This is a genomic window from Pseudoclavibacter terrae (genome assembly GCF_008831075.1).
Classification (GTDB): domain Bacteria; phylum Actinomycetota; class Actinomycetes; order Actinomycetales; family Microbacteriaceae; genus Pseudoclavibacter; species Pseudoclavibacter terrae.
The window spans coordinates 645921-662579 of record NZ_WBJX01000001.1 but is presented as its reverse complement, the minus strand read 5'-3'; the positions used below and the strand labels follow the sequence as shown (position 1 = coordinate 662579).

The 16659-nt window shown below is 65.8% G+C and carries 25 protein-coding genes and 1 pseudogene; all 26 read right to left on the bottom strand.

Annotated elements, in window-relative coordinates:
- Positions 1-48 precede the first annotated feature (48 nt).
- Positions 49-1008 (bottom strand): hypothetical protein, encoded by a 960-nt coding sequence (locus tag F8O03_RS03075; RefSeq protein ID WP_151422310.1) that lies wholly within the window; start codon positions 1006-1008, stop codon positions 49-51.
- 5 nt (positions 1009-1013) lie between these two features.
- Positions 1014-1808, bottom strand: a complete 795-nt coding sequence (locus tag F8O03_RS03070) for a hypothetical protein (RefSeq protein WP_151422309.1) — start codon at positions 1806-1808, stop codon at positions 1014-1016.
- Positions 1809-2455: 647 nt separating this feature from the next.
- Positions 2456-3607 carry a CaiB/BaiF CoA transferase family protein gene (locus F8O03_RS03065; protein ID WP_151422308.1) on the bottom strand — a complete coding sequence of 384 codons (1152 nt, stop codon included), beginning with the start codon at positions 3605-3607 and terminating at the stop codon, positions 2456-2458.
- 9 nt (positions 3608-3616) lie between these two features.
- Positions 3617-4789: an acyl-CoA dehydrogenase family protein gene (locus F8O03_RS03060; RefSeq protein WP_208851780.1), complete on the bottom strand. Its 1173-nt coding sequence runs from the start codon at positions 4787-4789 to the stop codon at positions 3617-3619.
- Positions 4790-5001: 212 nt separating this feature from the next.
- Positions 5002-5625, bottom strand: coding sequence for an adenylate kinase (locus tag F8O03_RS03055; protein ID WP_151422306.1), 624 nt, complete (start codon positions 5623-5625; stop codon positions 5002-5004).
- A complete protein-coding gene (secY, locus tag F8O03_RS03050; protein WP_151422305.1) occupies positions 5622-6980 on the bottom strand; it encodes a preprotein translocase subunit SecY in 1359 nt (452 codons plus the stop codon). The genes F8O03_RS03055 and secY overlap by 4 nt, the downstream gene beginning before the upstream one ends.
- Positions 6981-7052: 72 nt before the next feature.
- The gene (rplO, locus tag F8O03_RS03045; protein ID WP_068479260.1) at positions 7053-7526 is read right to left on the bottom strand and encodes a 50S ribosomal protein L15; all 474 of its coding nucleotides are present in this window, start codon (positions 7524-7526) and stop codon (positions 7053-7055) included.
- A complete protein-coding gene (gene rpmD, locus F8O03_RS03040) occupies positions 7523-7711 on the bottom strand; it encodes a 50S ribosomal protein L30 (protein WP_068479261.1) in 189 nt (62 codons plus the stop codon). Before rpmD ends, rplO begins: the two co-directional genes overlap by 4 nt.
- Positions 7711-8400 (bottom strand): 30S ribosomal protein S5, encoded by a 690-nt coding sequence (rpsE, locus tag F8O03_RS03035; protein ID WP_104286337.1) that lies wholly within the window; start codon positions 8398-8400, stop codon positions 7711-7713. Before rpsE ends, rpmD begins: the two co-directional genes overlap by 1 nt.
- A 32-nt stretch (positions 8401-8432) precedes the next feature.
- Entirely contained in the window at positions 8433-8804 is a 372-nt protein-coding gene (gene rplR / locus F8O03_RS03030) for a 50S ribosomal protein L18 (RefSeq protein WP_068479263.1), read from the bottom strand.
- A gap of 2 nt (positions 8805-8806) precedes the next feature.
- Positions 8807-9343 carry a 50S ribosomal protein L6 gene (gene rplF / locus F8O03_RS03025; protein ID WP_104254028.1) on the bottom strand — a complete coding sequence of 179 codons (537 nt, stop codon included), beginning with the start codon at positions 9341-9343 and terminating at the stop codon, positions 8807-8809.
- 6 nt (positions 9344-9349) lie between these two features.
- Positions 9350-9748 carry a 30S ribosomal protein S8 gene (gene rpsH, locus F8O03_RS03020; RefSeq protein WP_068479267.1) on the bottom strand — a complete coding sequence of 133 codons (399 nt, stop codon included), beginning with the start codon at positions 9746-9748 and terminating at the stop codon, positions 9350-9352.
- Positions 9749-9873: 125 nt separating this feature from the next.
- Positions 9874-10461: a 50S ribosomal protein L5 gene (gene rplE, locus F8O03_RS03015; RefSeq protein ID WP_104254029.1), complete on the bottom strand. Its 588-nt coding sequence runs from the start codon at positions 10459-10461 to the stop codon at positions 9874-9876.
- Positions 10462-10586: 125 nt separating this feature from the next.
- Positions 10587-10931, bottom strand: a pseudogene (gene rplX / locus F8O03_RS03010) (50S ribosomal protein L24); the annotation flags it as partial.
- Between the two features lie 3 nt (positions 10932-10934).
- Positions 10935-11303 carry a 50S ribosomal protein L14 gene (rplN, locus tag F8O03_RS03005; protein WP_104254031.1) on the bottom strand — a complete coding sequence of 123 codons (369 nt, stop codon included), beginning with the start codon at positions 11301-11303 and terminating at the stop codon, positions 10935-10937.
- Between the two features lie 39 nt (positions 11304-11342).
- Positions 11343-11639: a 30S ribosomal protein S17 gene (gene rpsQ, locus F8O03_RS03000; protein ID WP_104254032.1), complete on the bottom strand. Its 297-nt coding sequence runs from the start codon at positions 11637-11639 to the stop codon at positions 11343-11345.
- A complete protein-coding gene (rpmC, locus tag F8O03_RS02995; RefSeq protein WP_104254033.1) occupies positions 11639-11968 on the bottom strand; it encodes a 50S ribosomal protein L29 in 330 nt (109 codons plus the stop codon). Before rpmC ends, rpsQ begins: the two co-directional genes overlap by 1 nt.
- A 2-nt stretch (positions 11969-11970) precedes the next feature.
- Positions 11971-12387: a 50S ribosomal protein L16 gene (gene rplP / locus F8O03_RS02990; protein ID WP_068479279.1), complete on the bottom strand. Its 417-nt coding sequence runs from the start codon at positions 12385-12387 to the stop codon at positions 11971-11973.
- A gap of 2 nt (positions 12388-12389) precedes the next feature.
- A complete protein-coding gene (gene rpsC, locus F8O03_RS02985; protein WP_068479282.1) occupies positions 12390-13148 on the bottom strand; it encodes a 30S ribosomal protein S3 in 759 nt (252 codons plus the stop codon).
- Positions 13148-13531 carry a 50S ribosomal protein L22 gene (gene rplV, locus F8O03_RS02980; RefSeq protein ID WP_104254034.1) on the bottom strand — a complete coding sequence of 128 codons (384 nt, stop codon included), beginning with the start codon at positions 13529-13531 and terminating at the stop codon, positions 13148-13150. The genes rpsC and rplV overlap by 1 nt, the downstream gene beginning before the upstream one ends.
- A 24-nt stretch (positions 13532-13555) precedes the next feature.
- Positions 13556-13837 carry a 30S ribosomal protein S19 gene (rpsS, locus tag F8O03_RS02975; protein ID WP_068479286.1) on the bottom strand — a complete coding sequence of 94 codons (282 nt, stop codon included), beginning with the start codon at positions 13835-13837 and terminating at the stop codon, positions 13556-13558.
- A gap of 11 nt (positions 13838-13848) precedes the next feature.
- Positions 13849-14688, bottom strand: a complete 840-nt coding sequence (rplB, locus tag F8O03_RS02970; protein ID WP_104254035.1) for a 50S ribosomal protein L2 — start codon at positions 14686-14688, stop codon at positions 13849-13851.
- Positions 14689-14713: 25 nt separating this feature from the next.
- Positions 14714-15013, bottom strand: a complete 300-nt coding sequence (gene rplW, locus F8O03_RS02965; RefSeq protein ID WP_068479290.1) for a 50S ribosomal protein L23 — start codon at positions 15011-15013, stop codon at positions 14714-14716.
- Positions 15010-15657, bottom strand: coding sequence for a 50S ribosomal protein L4 (gene rplD, locus F8O03_RS02960; protein WP_104254036.1), 648 nt, complete (start codon positions 15655-15657; stop codon positions 15010-15012). The genes rplW and rplD overlap by 4 nt, the downstream gene beginning before the upstream one ends.
- A 6-nt stretch (positions 15658-15663) precedes the next feature.
- Positions 15664-16317: a 50S ribosomal protein L3 gene (gene rplC, locus F8O03_RS02955; RefSeq protein ID WP_104254037.1), complete on the bottom strand. Its 654-nt coding sequence runs from the start codon at positions 16315-16317 to the stop codon at positions 15664-15666.
- Between the two features lie 8 nt (positions 16318-16325).
- Positions 16326-16634, bottom strand: coding sequence for a 30S ribosomal protein S10 (gene rpsJ / locus F8O03_RS02950; RefSeq protein ID WP_068479296.1), 309 nt, complete (start codon positions 16632-16634; stop codon positions 16326-16328).
- Positions 16635-16659 lie beyond the last annotated feature (25 nt).

Sequence of the window (16659 nt, the reverse complement as noted above, 5' to 3'; positions counted from 1 at the left end):
GTCTACGACCCTGACGAACGCGCGATCGTGGCGTCGGTGCACCACGTCTCACGCCACGGAACGGCACTGCCCGAGGAGCATCAGGACGAACACGCCGTCCGTGTCGTAGAACAGGGTCGTGTAGCTCGCATCCGCCGTGCCGTCTGTGTCTCCGTTGATCTCGCTCAGCGTGCCGCTGACGGTGAGTCCGCGCTCACCCCAGAGCGTGCGGATCGCCTCGCCGTCGAAGGCCTGCCCGTCGGTCTGGAAGTACGCGCTCACGTCGACCGCGACTCCCTCCTCCGAACCCATCGTGCAGAAGCGCGCTGTGGTCTGCAGCGGCTCTCCACCCGCCGAGTCGCGCACGTACGCTGCCGTCGGCACGAGCGCCATGGTCGCCTCCGCGAGCCCGACGACTCCCGCACGCTGCTCCGGTGTCACCAGGCCCATTGCGCGCTCCGCGTCGGCGGCCGAGGTGTCGACGCTCACCTCGACGTCTCTGTCATCCGGCGGGACATCGTCCGTCAGCTGGGCCTCGCCGTGTGGCGTCGGGGTCGAGTCACCGGCGGACGCGAGCCCACCGGTGAGAGAGAGGGCCGAGGCGGTCACGAAGAGCAGGGCGACGACGAGCGTCCCGATCGCGGAGAGGCGGCACACCGCGCGCGCCGTGACGAGGGCCCCGGCGAGGAGCAGCACATGCTGCGCGTGCAGCTTGAGTGCAAGGTCCCTCGCAAGGCTCGACAACACGGTGGGTGCGGCGGCGGCGAGAAGCAGGAGTGCCAGCGCCCCGAGCATAGTGAGGAACGACGCCGGCTCGAGGACCGGCAGAGAGCCGAGCCAGCCGGGAAGCGTCCCGGGGCCGAGTGCCCGTGGCATGGCAGCACGCGAGAAGAGCACAAGCCAGAGGAACGCGGCCAGCGGGACGCCGAGCGTGAGCAGGGAGAGCACGACGACGCCCTTGGCGATCCGGGTGTCGTGCGGGCCTTCCTGGTCCGCGCTCGCCCGGCCCTCTTCGTGAAGCTGTTCCATCGGGCTCACTCCTCCGCGTCGGGCGCGCAGTGGCTCGTGATGGTGATGTTCAGCCACCCCTCGCTGTCGCCGCGCATCCGCACCTGATCGATCGCCTGCGAGACCGGCCCTCCCGCATAGTTCGTGCCCATGGCGCGATCGTAGGTCAGGCCCCGCTCCTGCCAGAGGGCCATGATGTTCTGCTCATCGGTGATCGTGTCTGGCCCGGACAGACTCAGCGTCAGGACGTAGGCGGTACCCGAGGCAGTGCCCTCGTCGGGGACGTCCCCCGTCTCTGCGCCGGGCACGCAGCCGACCTCCTCCGGCGGAGCGTCGAGCGGACCCACCATGAGGTTCGGGATCGGGTTCACCATCACTCCGAGCGTCGCGACCCGCAGCGACTCCACCCCGGCAGCCAGCTCCTCCTTCGACAGCGAGGTCACCGAGCCCGCTGGGTCCAGGGGCTGCTCGTACGCCCACCCCACCGCATCGGGGGTCTCCTCTGGGCCTGCCTGAGGGTCCGAGGACCTCGCGGCGCCCGGTCCCTGCGCCGACAGGCCCGCGTACTCGACCACGATTCGTTCGGCCTCGAGCGTCCAGTGCACCGTGAAGCCGAGATGCGTGGCCGCGATGACGGCCGCCGCGCATGCGAGCCGCACCGCCGAGGAACGCGTGCTCCGCAACGCGAGCACAAGCGCAAGGGCGGCCAAGAGAAGCAAAAGCGGCCAGACCGCGAGCGAGAGCCCGATTCCGAGGTAGCTGCCGATGAACTGCCGGAAATACCCCTCGCCGTGATCGCTCGGCTCCCACCAGACGGTCATCCCGAATGCCCGCCACGCCGTCACCCCGACGAGCAGCGAGGCCAGGAAGACGCCGAGGGCAAGGTTCCGCTGCCACAGGGCGGGAGCGGCAACGGGGCCGACGTCAGGGGCAGGGGCAGGGCAGGGGCAGGGGCAGGGCGCTCGTCACCTGCAGGGTGCGCGGACGACGCGGCCTCGGGAGCGGCCTCGTTCGCCTCTGCGTTCGCAGTCCAGGTCAAGAAGTCCTCCGTGCTCGCCTCATCCCCGATCCGATGGGGTCCTGCGAAGCTAGCCTCCCGCCGCGGGCGTTCAGGCCAGCAGGCGACAACGCTTTGGCAACACCGGCGAGACGCGGGTCACGGTTCTGTAACCTGGTCCCGCTAGTGCCAGCCCTTGGGCCTGCCGCCCAGGCGCTCCCACTCCTCGGCGGTGCTGGCGTAGTGAGCCGCGAGTCGCTCGGCCTCTCGTGTCCATCCTCACCTCGCCCGGCGCGAGGTCCGCGCTCCGCCCTCGGTGAGAGCTCAGTCCAGGTCATCCGCGCTCCGTCCTCGGTGTGCGCATCTTCGGCGCCCTCCGACGCTCGTTCCCGGGACGAGGGCACGGTGCGTGCCGCCGGCAACACTTCAGCAACATCGCCCGTGGGCCGTCACGATCGGAGAACCGCGGCCCTACCTCCAGGTGACGCCTGCACCCCGCGAGCCGAGTTCCGGCGACGGGACGCGGGGGCGCGCGGGCGTCGCAGACAGGTGGATGGGGTTCGCCACCGATCGGACCGGGTCGCTTCCAGCTCCCGGGAGGTCCACGACCGGCTCCAGCCCGAGACGCCCAGCGAGCTCGAACGCCTCGGCGACGTCGTTCACGAGACCGGCGGGCACCCGTGATGAGGTCAGCACCTCGACCCAGTCGCGCGCCTTCTTGCCGGCCAGCAGCCCCGCGAGGATCGCCCTGAGCTCGGCGCGGTGCCGCACACGCAGGCGGTTGGAGGCGAATCGCGCGTCGCTCGCCAGGCCGGGAGCCCCCAGGGCGTCCGCCAGCGCGGCGAACTGACGATCGTTGCCGACGGCGATCACGAGTGGCCGGTCCCGAGCTTCGAACAGCTCGTACGGCGCGATGCTCGGGTGCGCGTTGCCGAGCCGCGCAGGAGCCTCTCCCGTCGCCAGCGTGCTCGACGCCTGATTTGCGAGCGCCGACAGCAGACTCGTCATGAGATCGACCTCGACCCGCTGCCCGACGCCGGTTCTTTCCCGCTCGCGGAGCGCGAGGAGGATCCCGGTCACCGCGTTCAACCCGGTCAGCACGTCGACGAGGGCGACGCCGACCTTGCTCGGCTCTCCGTCCACCGGCCCGGTGATGCTCATGAGGCCGCCGACGGCCTGCACCAGCAGGTCGTAACCGGGCATCGCTGCACCGCCGACGGCGCCGAATCCCGTGACGGAGCAGTACACGGCGGACGGGTTCTCACCGCGCACGGTCTCGTAGTCCAGACCGAAGCGCGCCATGACTCCGGGCCGGAAGTTCTCGACCACGACATCGGCCTCGAGGGCGAGGCGCTTCGCCGTCGCGAGGTCAGCGGCGTCGGTCAGGTCGAGCAGCAGCGACCGCTTGCCCCTGTTCACTCCCCCGAAGTACGTCGACTGCCCACGCGCATCGACCGGCGGCGTCCAGGCGCGCGTCTCGTCACCGCCTGGCGGCTCTATCTTGATGACGTCCGCGCCGAAGTCGGCCAGCATCATCGTCGCGTACGGGCCCGCGAGCACCCGCGAGAAGTCCGCGACCCGCACCCCGCTCAGCACACCATCGTGTTCGCGATCTGGAAGCATCGGTCGTTCCTACCTGAAGGCCGGGATGCCGGTCAGCTTGTTGCCGAGCACGAGGGTGTGGATCTCGTCCGTCCCCTCGTAGGTGCGCACCGACTCGAGGTTGTTCGCATGACGCAGCGGAGAGTAGTCGAGGGTGATGCCGTTGCCGCCGAGTACGGTCCGTGCCTCACGTGCGATGGCGATCGCCTCCCGCGTGTTGTTGAGCTTGCCGGCGGAGATGTGATGCGGCTGGATGCGCCCGGCGTCCTTGAGGCGTCCGAGCTGGAGCGCGAGCAGGAAGCCCTTGTTGATCTCGAGAGCCATGTCGACGAGCTTCTGCTGGGTCAGCTGGAAGCCGGACAGCGGACGGTTGAACGGCTGCCGCTCCCCCGCGTAGGCGAGTGCCGCCTCGAAGCTGTCCCTGGCCGCCCCCATGACGCCCCACGCGATGCCGTACCGGGCTTCGTTGAGGCACTCGAAGGGCCCGCGCAGCCCGCGTGCCCCGGGGAGCATGGCATCGGCAGGCACCCTGACCTTGTCGAGGACGATGTCGCACTGCACGGAGGCGCGCATCGAGAGCTTCGGGCCGATTGGCGTCGCCGAGAAGCCGGCGGCTGCGGTCGGCACGAGGAAGCCGCGGACGCCGTCGTCGGTCTGCGCCCAGATGACTGCGATCTGCGCGAGCGACGCCAGGCCGATCCATCTCTTCGCACCGCTGAGAACCCAGTCGTCGCCGTCCCGCCGGGCGAAGGTGCGCATGGTCCCCGGATCAGATCCAGCCTCGGGCTCGGTCAGACCGAAGCATCCGATGACCTCGCCCGCCGCCATGCGCGGAAGCCACTCGTTCTTCTGGTCCTCGCTGCCGTGCTTCCAGATCGCGCTCATCGCAAGAGAGCCCTGCACGGAGACGAACGTGCGGATCCCCGAGTCGCCAGCCTCCAGCTCGGCGGCCGCGATCCCGTACTCGACGGCGCTGCGTCCGGCGCATCCGTACCCGCTCAGGTGCATGCCGAGCAGTCCCTCGCTCGCAAGCACCGGCACGAGGTCGATCGGGAACTCAGCATCCTCGTACCAGGAGGCGATACGCGGCCGCACGTGCTCGTCCACGAGGAGCCGCACCCGTCGACGCAGCGCCAACTCCTCTTCGTTCAGCAGCACGTCGAAATCGACGAGGTCATGTGGCTCAGCTGAGGGCGAGGGCATACGCGTCTCCATTCCTGGACAACCTTGTCTGCAGGGTTCATGCAGCGCCTCCCGACTGGGAGGCGTACAGAGCAACGCTAGCCGAGAAGATCAGCAGTGGACCAGGGACGAAAGGCCCTGGACGAGGGCAGCCGTGGGCGATCGGCCCCAGCACGAAGGACCCGCCCGGAGTTTCCTCCCGGCGGGTCCTAGGTTGCGGTGCGGTGTCGTGCCTACTTGCCGCTCAAGCGGTGCAGCGGGTGACGCAGGCCACGCTGCTCGAGGGCGGCGAATATCCGGTTGCGGACTTCTTCGACCGTGCCGAAGCCGTTGACGCTCACGAGCACGCCGCGCGCTGCGTACGTCTCGAGAAGAGGCGCCGTCTCCTGCAGGTACACGTTCTGACGGTGGCGGATGGCCTCTTCCGTGTCATCCGCGCGACCCTGCTCGAGCGAACGACGGCGGAGACGCTCGACGACGCTGTCCACATCGACCTTGAGCTCGATGACCGCGTCGATCGCGGTGCCCTGCTCTGCGAGCAGCTGCGTCAGGAACGCGACCTGCTCGAGCGTGCGAGGGTAGCCGTCGAGGAGGAAGCCGGCTGCGGCGTCCGCCTCGGTCAGGCGGTCGCGCACGAGCTCGTTCGTGAGGGAATCGGGAACGAGGTTGCCGCTCTCGATGATCTCGCGAACCTGGATGCCGAGGTTCGTGCCGTTCTTGATGTTGGCACGGAAGATGTCGCCCGTGGAGATGGCGGGGATGCCGAAGGCCTCAGCGATGCCGACGGCCTGCGTTCCCTTGCCAGCCCCTGGAGGTCCGACGATGAGCAGGCGGAAGGTCTGGTCGTGATGTGTCATCGGAGAAGCCCCTCGTAGTTGCGTTGTTGGAGTTGAGCGTCGATCTGCTTCACCGTCTCGAGGCCGACACCGACGACGATGAGGATCGAGGCGCCGCCGAACGGGAAGTTCGCGTTCGCGTTGACGGTGGAGAGCGCGATGAGCGGGATGAGCGCGAGCACACCCAGGTACAGGGAGCCGGGGAACGTGATGCGCGTCAGCACGAAGTTGAGGTACTCGGCGGTGGGTCGACCGGCGCGGATACCGGGCACGAAGCCACCGTGCTTGCGCATGTTCTCTGCGACTTCCTCCGGGTTGAAGGCGATCGCGACGTAGAAGTACGTGAAGCCGATGATGAGGAGGAAGTACACCGCCATGTAGAGCGGGTGGTCTCCGGTCGTGAAGTTGTTCATGACCCAGGTGACCCACTCGGGCGGGGTCTCCCCCGCCGCCGGCTGGTTGAACTGCGCGACGAGCGCGGGCAGGTACAGCAGCGACGAGGCGAAGATCACGGGGATCACACCTGCCTGGTTCACCTTGATGGGGATGTACGTGCTGTTGCCGCCGTAGGTGCGGCGCCCGACCATGCGCTTGGCGTACTGCACCGGGATGCGACGCTGCGACTGCTCGACGAACACGACCGCCATCATGATCAGGAGCCCGATCGCGATGACGATGACGAGCGTCGTCATTCCACCGGTTCCCGCCGCGATGGCGCCGAACGCGGAGGGGAACGACGCGGCGATCGAGGTGAAGATCAGGAGCGACATGCCGTTGCCGACGCCGCGCTCCGTGATGAGCTCCGCCATCCACATGATGACTGCGGTGCCCGCGGTCATGGCAGCGACCATGAGCACGATGCGGACCATGTTGATCACGGCGTTCTCAGGGGTCGCAGCGGACTCGTTGAGCATGCTGAGGACGTTCTCGCAGGCTGCATTGCCTGTGCCGAAGAGCGTCCCCGACTTCGCGACCGTGGCGAGCGTCGTCGCCTGCAGGATCGCGAGGGCGATCGTCAGGTAGCGCGTGTACTGCGTGAGCTTCGACTGGCCCGCCTGACCCTCCTTGTGGAGTGCCTCGAAGTGTGGGATGACCACACGCAGCAGCTGCGTGATGATCGATGCCGTGATGTACGGCATGATGCCCAGCGCGAAGATCGACAACTGGAGCAGCGCACCACCGGAGAACAGGTTGACCATGTCGTAGAGACCGGCCATCTGCGTCCCAGTGTCGAGGCACTGCTGCACGTTGACGTAGTTCACAAAGGGGCCAGGAACCGTGGTGCCGATCCGGTAGATGGCGACCATAGCGAGCGTGAAGAGGATCTTGCGACGAAGATCCGGAGTCTTGAACACTCGTGCGACGGCACTGAACACTACGTTCCTGCTTTCATTTCTCGTGAAAGAGACAAGCGGGGGTCGGCAACCGCCGACCCCCGCTTGGAGTTACTACTTGACGGAACCGCCGGCAGCAACGATCTTCTGCTCTGCTGAGCTGGAGACCTTGTCGACCGCGACGTTCAGCTTAACCGCAATCTCGCCATTGCCGAGCACCTTGACGGGCTCGTTCTTGCGAACCGCGCCCTTTGCCACGAGGTTCGCGATGGTGACATCGCCGCCCTCGGGGAAGAGCTCAGCCAGCTTGGAGAGGTTGACGACCTGGTACTCGACGCGGAACGGGTTCTTGAACCCGCGCAGCTTCGGCGTACGCATGTGCAGTGGCATCTGGCCACCTTCGAAGCCGATGCGCACGGTGGTACGTGCCTTCGACCCCTTGGTGCCGCGACCAGCGGTCTTGCCCTTGGAGCCCTCACCGCGACCGACGCGCGTCTTGGACTTCTTGGCGCCGGGAGCGGGGCGGAGGTGGTGGACCTTGAGCTGCGGCTCGGAGGTCACGTCCTTCTCGTTCTCGTTCTTGCTCATTCGGAAATCTCCTCAACTGAGACCAGGTGAGCGACAGTCTTGACGTAGCCGCGGTTCACCGAGTTGTCCGGCTTCACGACGGTGTCGCCGATGCGCTTGAGGCCGAGCGAGCGCAGGGTGTCGCGCTGGTTCTGCTTCTCGCTGATCTTGGACTTGATCTGGGTCACCTTGAGACTCGCGGCCATCAGGCACCAACCTTCTGTGCTTCGGCTGCTGCCTTGGCCGCGTTGGCCTCGGCACGCAGGATGCGCTGCGGGACGACCTGGTCGACAGGCAGGCCACGACGAGCTGCGACGGCGCGCGGCTCCTCGAGCTGCTTGAGGGCCGCGACGGTCGCGTGCACGATGTTGATCGTGTTCGACGAGCCGAGCGACTTCGACAGGACGTCATGGATGCCCGCGCACTCGAGTACGGCGCGGACGGGGCCACCGGCGATAACACCGGTACCTGCAGCGGCGGGACGGAGCAGGACGACGCCTGCTGCTGCCTCGCCCTGCACGGGGTGCGGGATCGTCTTCAGGACGCGCGGGACGCGGAAGAAGTTCTTCTTCGCCTCTTCGACGCCCTTGGAGATGGCCAGCGGGACCTCACGGGCCTTGCCGTAGCCGACGCCCACGAGTCCGTTGCCGTCTCCGACGACGACGAGCGCGGTGAACGCGAAGCGTCGACCACCCTTGACGACCTTGGAGACGCGGTTGATGGTGACGACGCGCTCAAGGAACTGGCTCTTGTCGTCGCGGGAGTTGCGGTCACGACCGCCACCCTGTCCGCGCTCGCCGCGACCGCCGCCGCGACGGTTGTTGTCGCGTCCGCTGCCGCCCTCGCGCTGTGCCGACTCACTCGACGCGGCCGTCTCAACGGGCGTGTCGGTCATGTTGTCGGGCGTGTTGGTGTCGATTTTCTCGGTCACAGGTTCAGCCCTGCCTCTCGTGCTCCATCAGCGATGGCCGCGACGCGACCGGCGTACTTGTTGCCGCCGCGGTCGAAGACCACGCTCTCGATGCCGGCGTCCTTGGCGCGTGCGCCGACGAGCTCGCCGACTCGCTTCGCCTTTGCGGACTTGTCGCCCTCGAACGCACGCAGCTCAGCTTCCATGGTGGATGCGGATGCGAGCGTGATGCCCTTGGTGTCGTCGACAACCTGGACGAAGACGTGACGCGCGGAGCGCGTGACGACGAGACGGGGACGCTGCGCGTCGCCGGAGACCTTCTTGCGAAGGCGGACGTGGCGGCGACGGGTCGCTGCCTGCTTGCTCTTTCCTCGAGTTCCGAGTCCCATGGTTACTTACCTGACTTTCCGGCCTTGCGGCGGATCTGCTCGCCCTCGTAACGCACGCCCTTGCCCTTGTAGGGCTCGGGGAGGCGGAGCTTGCGGATGTTCGCTGCGACCTCGCCGACAGCCTGCTTGTCGATTCCGACGACCGTGAGCTTGTTGTTGCCCTCGACCTGGAACGTGATGCCCGCCGGGGGCTCGACGTTGATCGGGTGCGAGTAGCCGAGTGCGAACTCGACGCCCGTGCCCTTGGAGACGATGCGGTAACCGGTTCCAACGACCTCGAGCTTCTTGGTGTAGCCCTCGGTGACGCCGATGATGTTGTTGTTGATGAGCGTGCGGGTCAGGCCGTGCAGTGCACGGGACTCACGCTCGTCGTTCGGACGCGTGACGAGAACCTGACCGTCTTCGAGCTTGACCTCGATGGGGTTGGCGACGACGAGCGCGAGCTCGCCCTTCGGGCCCTTGACGGTGACGTTCTGTGCGTCGATCTTGATGTCAACGCCAGCTGGGACGCTGATCGGGAGACGACCAATTCGTGACATGACGGATTACCACACGTAGGCGAGGACTTCTCCGCCTACGCCCTTCTGCTCGGCCTGACGGTCCGTGAGGAGACCGGAGGAGGTGGACAGGATGGCAATGCCGAGGCCGCCGAGGACGCTTGGCAGCTCGGTCGAGCGCGCGTAGACGCGAAGACCTGGCTTGGAGACGCGCTTGATGCCGACGATCGACCTCTCGCGGTTCGGACCGAACTTGAGCGAGAGAGTGAGGGTCTGGCCCACTCGTGCATCTTCGACTGTCCAGTCGGTGATGTAACCCTCGCGCTTGAGGATGTCGGCAATGTGGGACTTGAGCTTCGAGCTCGGCATCGACACGGAGTCGTGGTGCGCCGAGTTCGCGTTGCGCAGTCGCGTCAGCATATCTGCGACGGGATCTGTCATCGTCATGATGAGTGCCTTTCGCCTGGTTTCGCGGGGCCGTACACGGCCCCGCGACCTGTGGTGGACGGGCGGTTGCGGTTGCAACAGCCCGATGGGGTCACGGCTGCTGCCGTGACCCTCGGGTGTTCAGACTAGTTCTGCTGGAGACCGGCCTGGAACGGGAAGCCGAGCTTGCCCAGGAGGGCGCGTCCTTCTTCGTCGTTCTTCGCCGTCGTGACGACGGTGATGTCCATACCGCGTGTGCGGTCGATCTTGTCTGGATCGATCTCATGGAACATTACCTGCTCCGTGAGGCCGAAGGTGTAGTTTCCGTTGCCGTCGAACTGGCGGTCGCTGAGACCACGGAAGTCGCGGATACGGGGAAGAGCGAGCGAGAGCAGGCGGTCGAGGAACTCCCACATGCGGTCGCCGCGCAGCGTGACGTGCGCGCCGATCGGCTGGCCTTCGCGCAGCTTGAACTGCGCGATGGACTTCGTGGCCTTCGTGACCTTGGGCTTCTGACCCGTGATCGCCGTGAGGTCCGTGATGGCACCTTCGATGATCTTGCCGTCGCGAGCTGCCTCGCCAACACCCATGTTCACGACGATCTTCACGAGACCCGGAACCTGGTGGACGTTGCTCACGCCGAGGTCTGCCTGCAGCTGAGCCTTGAGCTCTTCGCGGTACTTCAGCTTGAGACGGGGCTGGATTTTGCCAGCCTCCGTGGCGATGTCAGTCATATCTACTCGTCGTCCTTCTTCTTCGGTGCGGCGGCCTTGGCCTTCGTCGCGGGCTTCTTCTCGGCCTTCTCGGCCTTGTCAGCCTTGGGGGCCTTCTCTGCCTTGGCAGGCTTGGCTGCGCGACGCGAGGGCTTGAAGACGCGCGTGCGCACCGTCTTGGTGACGCCGTCCTTCGTGACCTCTTCGACCTGCACACCGGTGCGAGCCGGCTGCTTGGTCTCGGGGTCGACGAGTGCGACGTTCGAGATGTGGATGGGGGCCTCGACGGTCTCGATGCCACCCGTCTTCGTGCCACGCTGCGTCTGTCCGACGCGAACGTGCTTGGTCACGAAGTTGATGCCCTGGACGAGAATGCGGTTCTCGTCGCGGAGCACCTCGAGCACTTCGCCCTGCTTGCCGCGGTCTCCACCGCGGGCCTGGCTCGTGCCTGAGATGACCTGGACCAGGTCTCCCTTGCGGATCGTTGCCATGGGTTAAATCACCTCCGGCGCGAGCGACACGATCTTCATGAACTTCTTGTCGCGGAGTTCGCGACCGACCGGTCCGAAGATTCGAGTGCCACGCGGCTCGTTGTCACCCTTGAGGATGACCGCTGCGTTCTCGTCGAACTTGATGTACGAGCCGTCGGGACGACGGGTCGACTTGATCGTGCGAACGATGACGGCCTTGACGACCTCACCCTTCTTGAGGTTTCCGCCGGGGATCGCGTCCTTGACGGTCGCGACGATGACGTCACCGATTCCCGCGTAGCGGCGGCCGGAGCCACCGAGTACGCGGATCGTGAGGAGTTCCTTGGCGCCGGTGTTGTCGGCGACGCGGACTCGGGATTCTTGCTGAAGCATCTGTCAAATTCCTTCGCTGAGCGGTCGAAGAGGCGAGGCCTACTTCGCCTTCTCCAGGATCTCGACCAGGCGCCAGCGCTTGGTAGCGCTGAGGGGACGGGTCTCTGCAATCAGGACGAGGTCGCCGATGCCGGCCTGGTTGTCGGCGTCGTGCGCCTTGACCTTGCTCGAGCGGCGGAGCACCTTGCCGTAGAGGGGGTGCTTGACGCGCTCTTCGACCGAGACGGTGATGGTCTTGTCCATCTTGTCGCTCGTGACGTAGCCGCGCCGGGTCTTGCGGTAGTTGCGCTCGTGCGCCTCTTCCGTTGCCTCGGGCTGTGTCGTGCTTTCAGCCATTACTTGGTCTCCTCGTTCTCAGCCTCGGGCGCAGCCTCAGGGGCTTCGGCCTTCTTCGAAGCCTTCGTGGCCTTCGACTTCTTGGCCGGCTTCTCGACCGGGGCCGGGGTTGCGCGGATCCCGAGCTCACGCTCGCGGATCACCGTGTAGATGCGCGCGATGTCGCGCTTGACCTGACGGATGCGTCCACGCTCTTCGACCTGGTTGGTCACGGCCTGGAAGCGCAGGTTGAACAGCTCTTCCTTCGCCTTCTTGAGCTCTTCGACGAGACGTCCGTCTTCGAAGTTGTCGAGCTCGGTGGTGGCGAGCTCCTTGGTACCAATCGCCATGATTACTCGCCTTCCTCGCGCGAAATGATGCGTGCCTTGAGCGGCAGCTTGTGGATGGCGCGCGTGAGGGCCTCGCGAGCGAGCTCCTCGCTGACGCCGGCGACCTCGAAGAGGACGCGGCCGGGCTTGACGTTCGCGACCCAGGAGTCGACTGCACCCTTACCGGAACCCATGCGGGTCTCGGCGGGGCGAGCGGTCATCGGGCGGTCCGGGTAGATGTTGATCCAGACCTTGCCGCCACGCTTGATGTGGCGGGTCATCGCGATACGAGCTGCCTCGATCTGACGGTTCGTGACGTAGGACGGCGTGAGCGCCTGGATGCCGAACTCGCCGAACGAGACGGTGTTGCCACCCTTCGACATGCCGCTGCGGTCCGGGCGGTGCTGCTTACGGTGCTTGACTCGACGTGGAATCAACATGGTTACGCCTCAACTCCTGCGGCGACCTGCTTCTCGTTGTCGCGGCGCGGGCCACGGCGGGAGCGGTCGTTACGGTCCCCACGGGACGACTTCTGGTTGGCCTGTTCGCGGGCGAGTTCCTTGTTGGTCATGTCGCCCTTGTAGATCCACACCTTGACACCGATGCGACCGTAGGTGGTCTTGGCCTCGTAGAAGCCGTAGTCGATGTTGGCGCGGAGCGTGTGCAGCGGAACGCGTCCTTCGCGGTAGAACTCCGAGCGGCTCATCTCAGCGCCGCCGAGGCGGCCGGAGACCTGGATGCGGATGCCCTTGGCACCTGCACGCTGAGCGCCCTGGAGGCCCTTGCGCATTGCACGGCGGAAGGCGACGCGAGCAGAGAGCTGCTCGGCGATGCCCTGCGCGACCAGCTGAGCGTCAGCCTCGGGGTTCTTGACCTCGAGGATGTTCAGCTGGATCTGCTTGCCCGTGAGCTTCTCGAGGTCGGCGCGGATGCGCTCGGCCTCTGCTCCGCGTCGTCCGATGACGATGCCGGGGCGAGCCGTGTAGATGTCGACGCGAACGCGGTCACGTGTGCGCTCGATCTCGATACGCGAGACGCCTGCACGGTCGAGCGACTTCTGGAGGTACTCGCGGATGCGAATGTCTTCCTTGACGTAGTCGCTGTAGCGCTGACCCGGCTTGGTCGAGTCTGCGTACCAGCGGCTGACGTGGTCGGTCGTGATTCCGAGACGGAAGCCGTACGGATTGATCTTCTGGCCCATTACTTGCTGCTCCCCTTCTCGGCCTCGGCGAGCTCCGGCGTCGCCAGCACAACCGTGATGTGGCTTGTGCGCTTGTTGATGCGGAATGCTCGTCCCTGTGCACGCGGACGGAAGCGCTTGAGGGTTGCACCCTCGTCTACGAACGCCTTGGCGATGTAGAGGTCGCGCTCGTCAAGGAACTCGCTGTCCTTGTCTGCCTTGACTCGTGCGTTGGCGATTGCTGATGCAACGACCTTGTAGACCGGCTCAGAGGCACCCTGAGGTGCGAACTTCAGGATTGCGAGCGCTTCGAGCGCCTGCTTGCCGCGGATCAAGTTGACGACGCGACGAGCCTTCTGAGGGGTGACGCGGATGTGCCGCACGCGTGCGGTTGACTCCACCATATTTTCCTCCTTCACGTCGCCGCGTTAGCGGCGACGACCCTTCTTGTCGTCCTTCTCGTGTCCACGGAAGGTGCGGGTCGGTGCAAACTCGCCGAGCTTGTGGCCGACCATGGTTTCGGTGACAAACACGGGGATGTGCTTGCGACCGTCGTGCACGGCGATGGTGTGTCCGAGCATGTCCGGCACGATCATCGATCGGCGCGACCAGGTCTTGATGACGTTCTTCGAGCCAGCTTCGTTCTGCTTGACCACCTTCTGGAAGAGGTGTTCGTCGACGAAGGGGCCCTTCTTGAGACTGCGAGGCATCTTCTGATCTCCTACTTACGCTTCTTGCCGGCAGGGCGACGGCGGACGATGAGCTTGTCGCTCTCCTTGTTGGGGCGACGGGTGCGGCCTTCTGGCTTACCCCAGGGGCTCACCGGGTGACGTCCACCGGAGGTGCGACCTTCACCACCACCGTGCGGGTGGTCGACCGGGTTCATGACGACACCACGGACCGTGGGACGAACGCCGAGCCAGCGCTTGCGGCCGGCCTTGCCCAGGTTGATGTTCGACTGCTCGGCGTTGCCGACCTCGCCGATCGTCGCGCGGCAGCGCACGTCGACGTTGCGGACTTCGCCGCTCGGCAGACGCAGCTGCGCGTAGGGGCCGTCCTTCGCGACGAGGCGAACGGATGCTCCGGCCGAACGCGCCATCTTCGCGCCGCCGCCTGGGCGGAGCTCGATGGCGTGGATGACCGTACCGGTCGGGATGTTCTTCAGCGGGAGGTTGTTGCCCGGCTTGATGTCGGCGCCAGCGCCCGACTCGATGATGTCGCCCTGCTTGAGCTTGTTCGGAGCCAGGATGTAGCGCTTGGTTCCGTCGAAGAAGTGCAGCAGCGCGATGCGAGCGGTGCGGTTGGGGTCGTACTCGATGTGAGCGACCTTGGCGTTCACGCCGTCCTTGTCATTGCGACGGAAGTCGATGACGCGGTACTGGCGCTTGTGGCCACCACCGATGTGACGGGTCGTGATGCGTCCCTGGTTGTTGCGGCCACCCGACTTGGTCAGGGGGCGGAGCAGCGACTTCTCAGGAGTCGAGCGCGTGATCTCGGTGAACTCGGACACCGAGGCTCCACGACGGCCAGGCGTCGTGGGCTTGTAATTGCGAATAGCCATGTGAATTCGTCCTCTGTGCTCTCGATTAACCGGCGTTCGAGAAGATGTCGATGGTGCCGGACTTGAGCGAGACGATGGCGCGCTTGGTGTCCTTGCGCTTGCCGAGCCCGAAGCGGGTGCGGCGCGTCTTGCCCGTGCGGTTCAAGGTGTTGACCTTGTCGACCTTGACATCGAAGATCTGCTCGATGGCGAGCTTGATCTCGGTCTTGTTCGAACGAGGGTCGACCTCGAAGGTGTACTTGCCCTGGTCGATCAGGCTGTAGCTCTTCTCGGAGATCACCGGCGCGAAGATGATGTCGCGCGGGTCCTTGTTGTTTGCGCTCATGCGCCCTGCTCCTTGCTGGTCTTGCTCTCGACGAACGCGTCGTAGGCAGCCTTCGTGAAGAGGATGTCGTCCGAGACGAGCACGTCGTAGGCGTTGAGCTGGTCAACGAACAGGACGTGGAGCGCCGGGAGGTTGCGCACGCTCAGGAGGCTGAGCTCGTCGCTGCGGTCGAGGACGACGAGGATGTTGCGTCCCGCCGCGACCTTCGCGATTGCTGCGGCTGCGACCTTGGTCGAGGCCTTCTCACCCGTGACGAGGGAGTCGACGATGTGCAGGTGGCCACCGCGTGCGCGGTCGCTCAGTGCGCCGATGAGGGCTGCTGCGATCATCTTCTTGGGGGTGCGCTGCGAGTAGTCGCGCGGCGTCGGCCCGTGGACGATGCCACCGCCCTTGTGCTGCGGCATGCGGACCGAACCCTGACGGGCGCGGCCGGTGCCCTTCTGCTTGAACGGCTTGCGGCCTGAACCGGAAACCTCTCCACGGTTCTTCGTCTTGTGCGTGCCCTGACGAGCAGCTGCACGCTGTGCGACGACAACCTGGTGGATCAGCGGGACGTTGGTCTGCGCGTCGAAGATGGCGGCAGGCAGTTCGACCGTGCCGGACTTCTTGCCGGCTGCGTCGGTGACGTCAATCTTGGTTGCCATAGGAAACTAGGCCCCCTTCACTGCGTTGCGAACGAAAACGAGACGACCCTTGGGGCCGGGGACAGCACCCTTGACGAGGAGGATGCCCTTCTCGGCGTCGGCTGCGTGAACCGTGAGGTTCTGGACGGTGACGCGGTCGCCACCCATCCGGCCAGCCATGCGCGTGCCCTTGAAGACACGGCTGGGGGTCGCGGAGGCACCGATGGAGCCGGGGCGACGGTGGTTCTTGTGGGCACCGTGGGATGCGCCGACGCCGGAGAAGTTGTGACGCTTCATGACACCGGCGAAGCCCTTGCCCTTGCTGGTGCCGACGACGTCGATCTTGGTGCCGGGCTCGAACGTGTCTGCGCCGAGCTCCTGACCGATCGTGTACGTCGCTGCGTCAGCGGTGCGGAGTTCGGTGATGTGACGGCGCGGCGTGACGCCCGCTGCTGCGAACTTGCCGGCGGCCGGCTTGTTCACCTTGCGCGGGTCGATGGCGCCTGCGGCGATCTGGACGGCTTCGTAGCCGTTCTTTTCGACGGTCATGATCTCGGTGACGACGTTGGTGCTCACCTGGATGACCGTGACGGGGACGAGACGGTTGTCAGCGTCCCAGACCTGGGTCATGCCGAGCTTCGTGCCCAGCAGTCCCTTGAACGTCTTGGTAGCGGTAGACATGTGTTTCCCTAGAGCTTGATCTCGATGTTGACGTCGGCCGGAAGGTCGAGACGCATGAGCGAGTCGACGGCCTTCGGCGTCGGGTCGACGATGTCGATCAGACGCTTGTGGGTGCGCATCTCGAAGTGCTCGCGGCTGTCCTTGTACTTGTGAGGGCTACGGATCACGGCGATCACGTTCTTCTCGGTAGGCAGGGGCACCGGACCGATGACGGAGGCGCCAGCACGGGTTACGGTGTCGACGATCTTGCGCGCCGAGCTGTCGATGACCTCGTGGTCATACGACTTCAGTCGAATGCGGATCTTCTGTCCCGCCATGGTTGACTCTCTCTCTCAATGACGT

What these genes read in the sequence shown, in the direction of transcription:
- rpsJ (WP_068479296.1), bottom strand. Translation starts at nt 16,634, where the DNA reads ATGGCGGGACAGAAGATCCGCATTCGACTGAAGTCGTATGACCACGAG.
- rplV (WP_104254034.1), bottom strand. Translation starts at nt 13,531, where the DNA reads ATGGTGGAGTCAACCGCACGCGTGCGGCACATCCGCGTCACCCCTCAG.
- rpmD (WP_068479261.1), bottom strand. Translation starts at nt 7,711, where the DNA reads ATGGCCGCGAGTCTCAAGGTGACCCAGATCAAGTCCAAGATCAGCGAG.
- F8O03_RS03055 (WP_151422306.1), bottom strand. Translation starts at nt 5,625, where the DNA reads ATGACACATCACGACCAGACCTTCCGCCTGCTCATCGTCGGACCTCCA.
- F8O03_RS03070 (WP_151422309.1), bottom strand. Translation starts at nt 1,808, where the DNA reads ATGACCGTCTGGTGGGAGCCGAGCGATCACGGCGAGGGGTATTTCCGG.
- F8O03_RS03075 (WP_151422310.1), bottom strand. Translation starts at nt 1,008, where the DNA reads ATGGAACAGCTTCACGAAGAGGGCCGGGCGAGCGCGGACCAGGAAGGC.
- rplB (WP_104254035.1), bottom strand. Translation starts at nt 14,688, where the DNA reads ATGGCTATTCGCAATTACAAGCCCACGACGCCTGGCCGTCGTGGAGCC.
- rpsC (WP_068479282.1), bottom strand. Translation starts at nt 13,148, where the DNA reads ATGGGCCAGAAGATCAATCCGTACGGCTTCCGTCTCGGAATCACGACC.
- rpsE (WP_104286337.1), bottom strand. Translation starts at nt 8,400, where the DNA reads ATGACCGACACGCCCGTTGAGACGGCCGCGTCGAGTGAGTCGGCACAG.
- F8O03_RS03065 (WP_151422308.1), bottom strand. Translation starts at nt 3,607, where the DNA reads ATGCTTCCAGATCGCGAACACGATGGTGTGCTGAGCGGGGTGCGGGTC.
- rpmC (WP_104254033.1), bottom strand. Translation starts at nt 11,968, where the DNA reads ATGGCGATTGGTACCAAGGAGCTCGCCACCACCGAGCTCGACAACTTC.
- F8O03_RS03060 (WP_208851780.1), bottom strand. Translation starts at nt 4,789, where the DNA reads ATGCCCTCGCCCTCAGCTGAGCCACATGACCTCGTCGATTTCGACGTG.
- rplE (WP_104254029.1), bottom strand. Translation starts at nt 10,461, where the DNA reads ATGACTGACATCGCCACGGAGGCTGGCAAAATCCAGCCCCGTCTCAAG.
- rpsQ (WP_104254032.1), bottom strand. Translation starts at nt 11,639, where the DNA reads ATGGCTGAAAGCACGACACAGCCCGAGGCAACGGAAGAGGCGCACGAG.
- rplF (WP_104254028.1), bottom strand. Translation starts at nt 9,343, where the DNA reads ATGTCACGAATTGGTCGTCTCCCGATCAGCGTCCCAGCTGGCGTTGAC.
- rplD (WP_104254036.1), bottom strand. Translation starts at nt 15,657, where the DNA reads ATGGCAACCAAGATTGACGTCACCGACGCAGCCGGCAAGAAGTCCGGC.
- rpsS (WP_068479286.1), bottom strand. Translation starts at nt 13,837, where the DNA reads ATGCCTCGCAGTCTCAAGAAGGGCCCCTTCGTCGACGAACACCTCTTC.
- rplW (WP_068479290.1), bottom strand. Translation starts at nt 15,013, where the DNA reads ATGAGCGCAAACAACAAGGACCCGCGCGACATCATCTTCGCGCCGGTG.
- rplC (WP_104254037.1), bottom strand. Translation starts at nt 16,317, where the DNA reads ATGTCTACCGCTACCAAGACGTTCAAGGGACTGCTGGGCACGAAGCTC.
- rplO (WP_068479260.1), bottom strand. Translation starts at nt 7,526, where the DNA reads ATGAGCAAGAACGAGAACGAGAAGGACGTGACCTCCGAGCCGCAGCTC.
- rpsH (WP_068479267.1), bottom strand. Translation starts at nt 9,748, where the DNA reads ATGACGATGACAGATCCCGTCGCAGATATGCTGACGCGACTGCGCAAC.
- rplP (WP_068479279.1), bottom strand. Translation starts at nt 12,387, where the DNA reads ATGTTGATTCCACGTCGAGTCAAGCACCGTAAGCAGCACCGCCCGGAC.
- rplR (WP_068479263.1), bottom strand. Translation starts at nt 8,804, where the DNA reads ATGGGACTCGGAACTCGAGGAAAGAGCAAGCAGGCAGCGACCCGTCGC.
- rplN (WP_104254031.1), bottom strand. Translation starts at nt 11,303, where the DNA reads ATGCTTCAGCAAGAATCCCGAGTCCGCGTCGCCGACAACACCGGCGCC.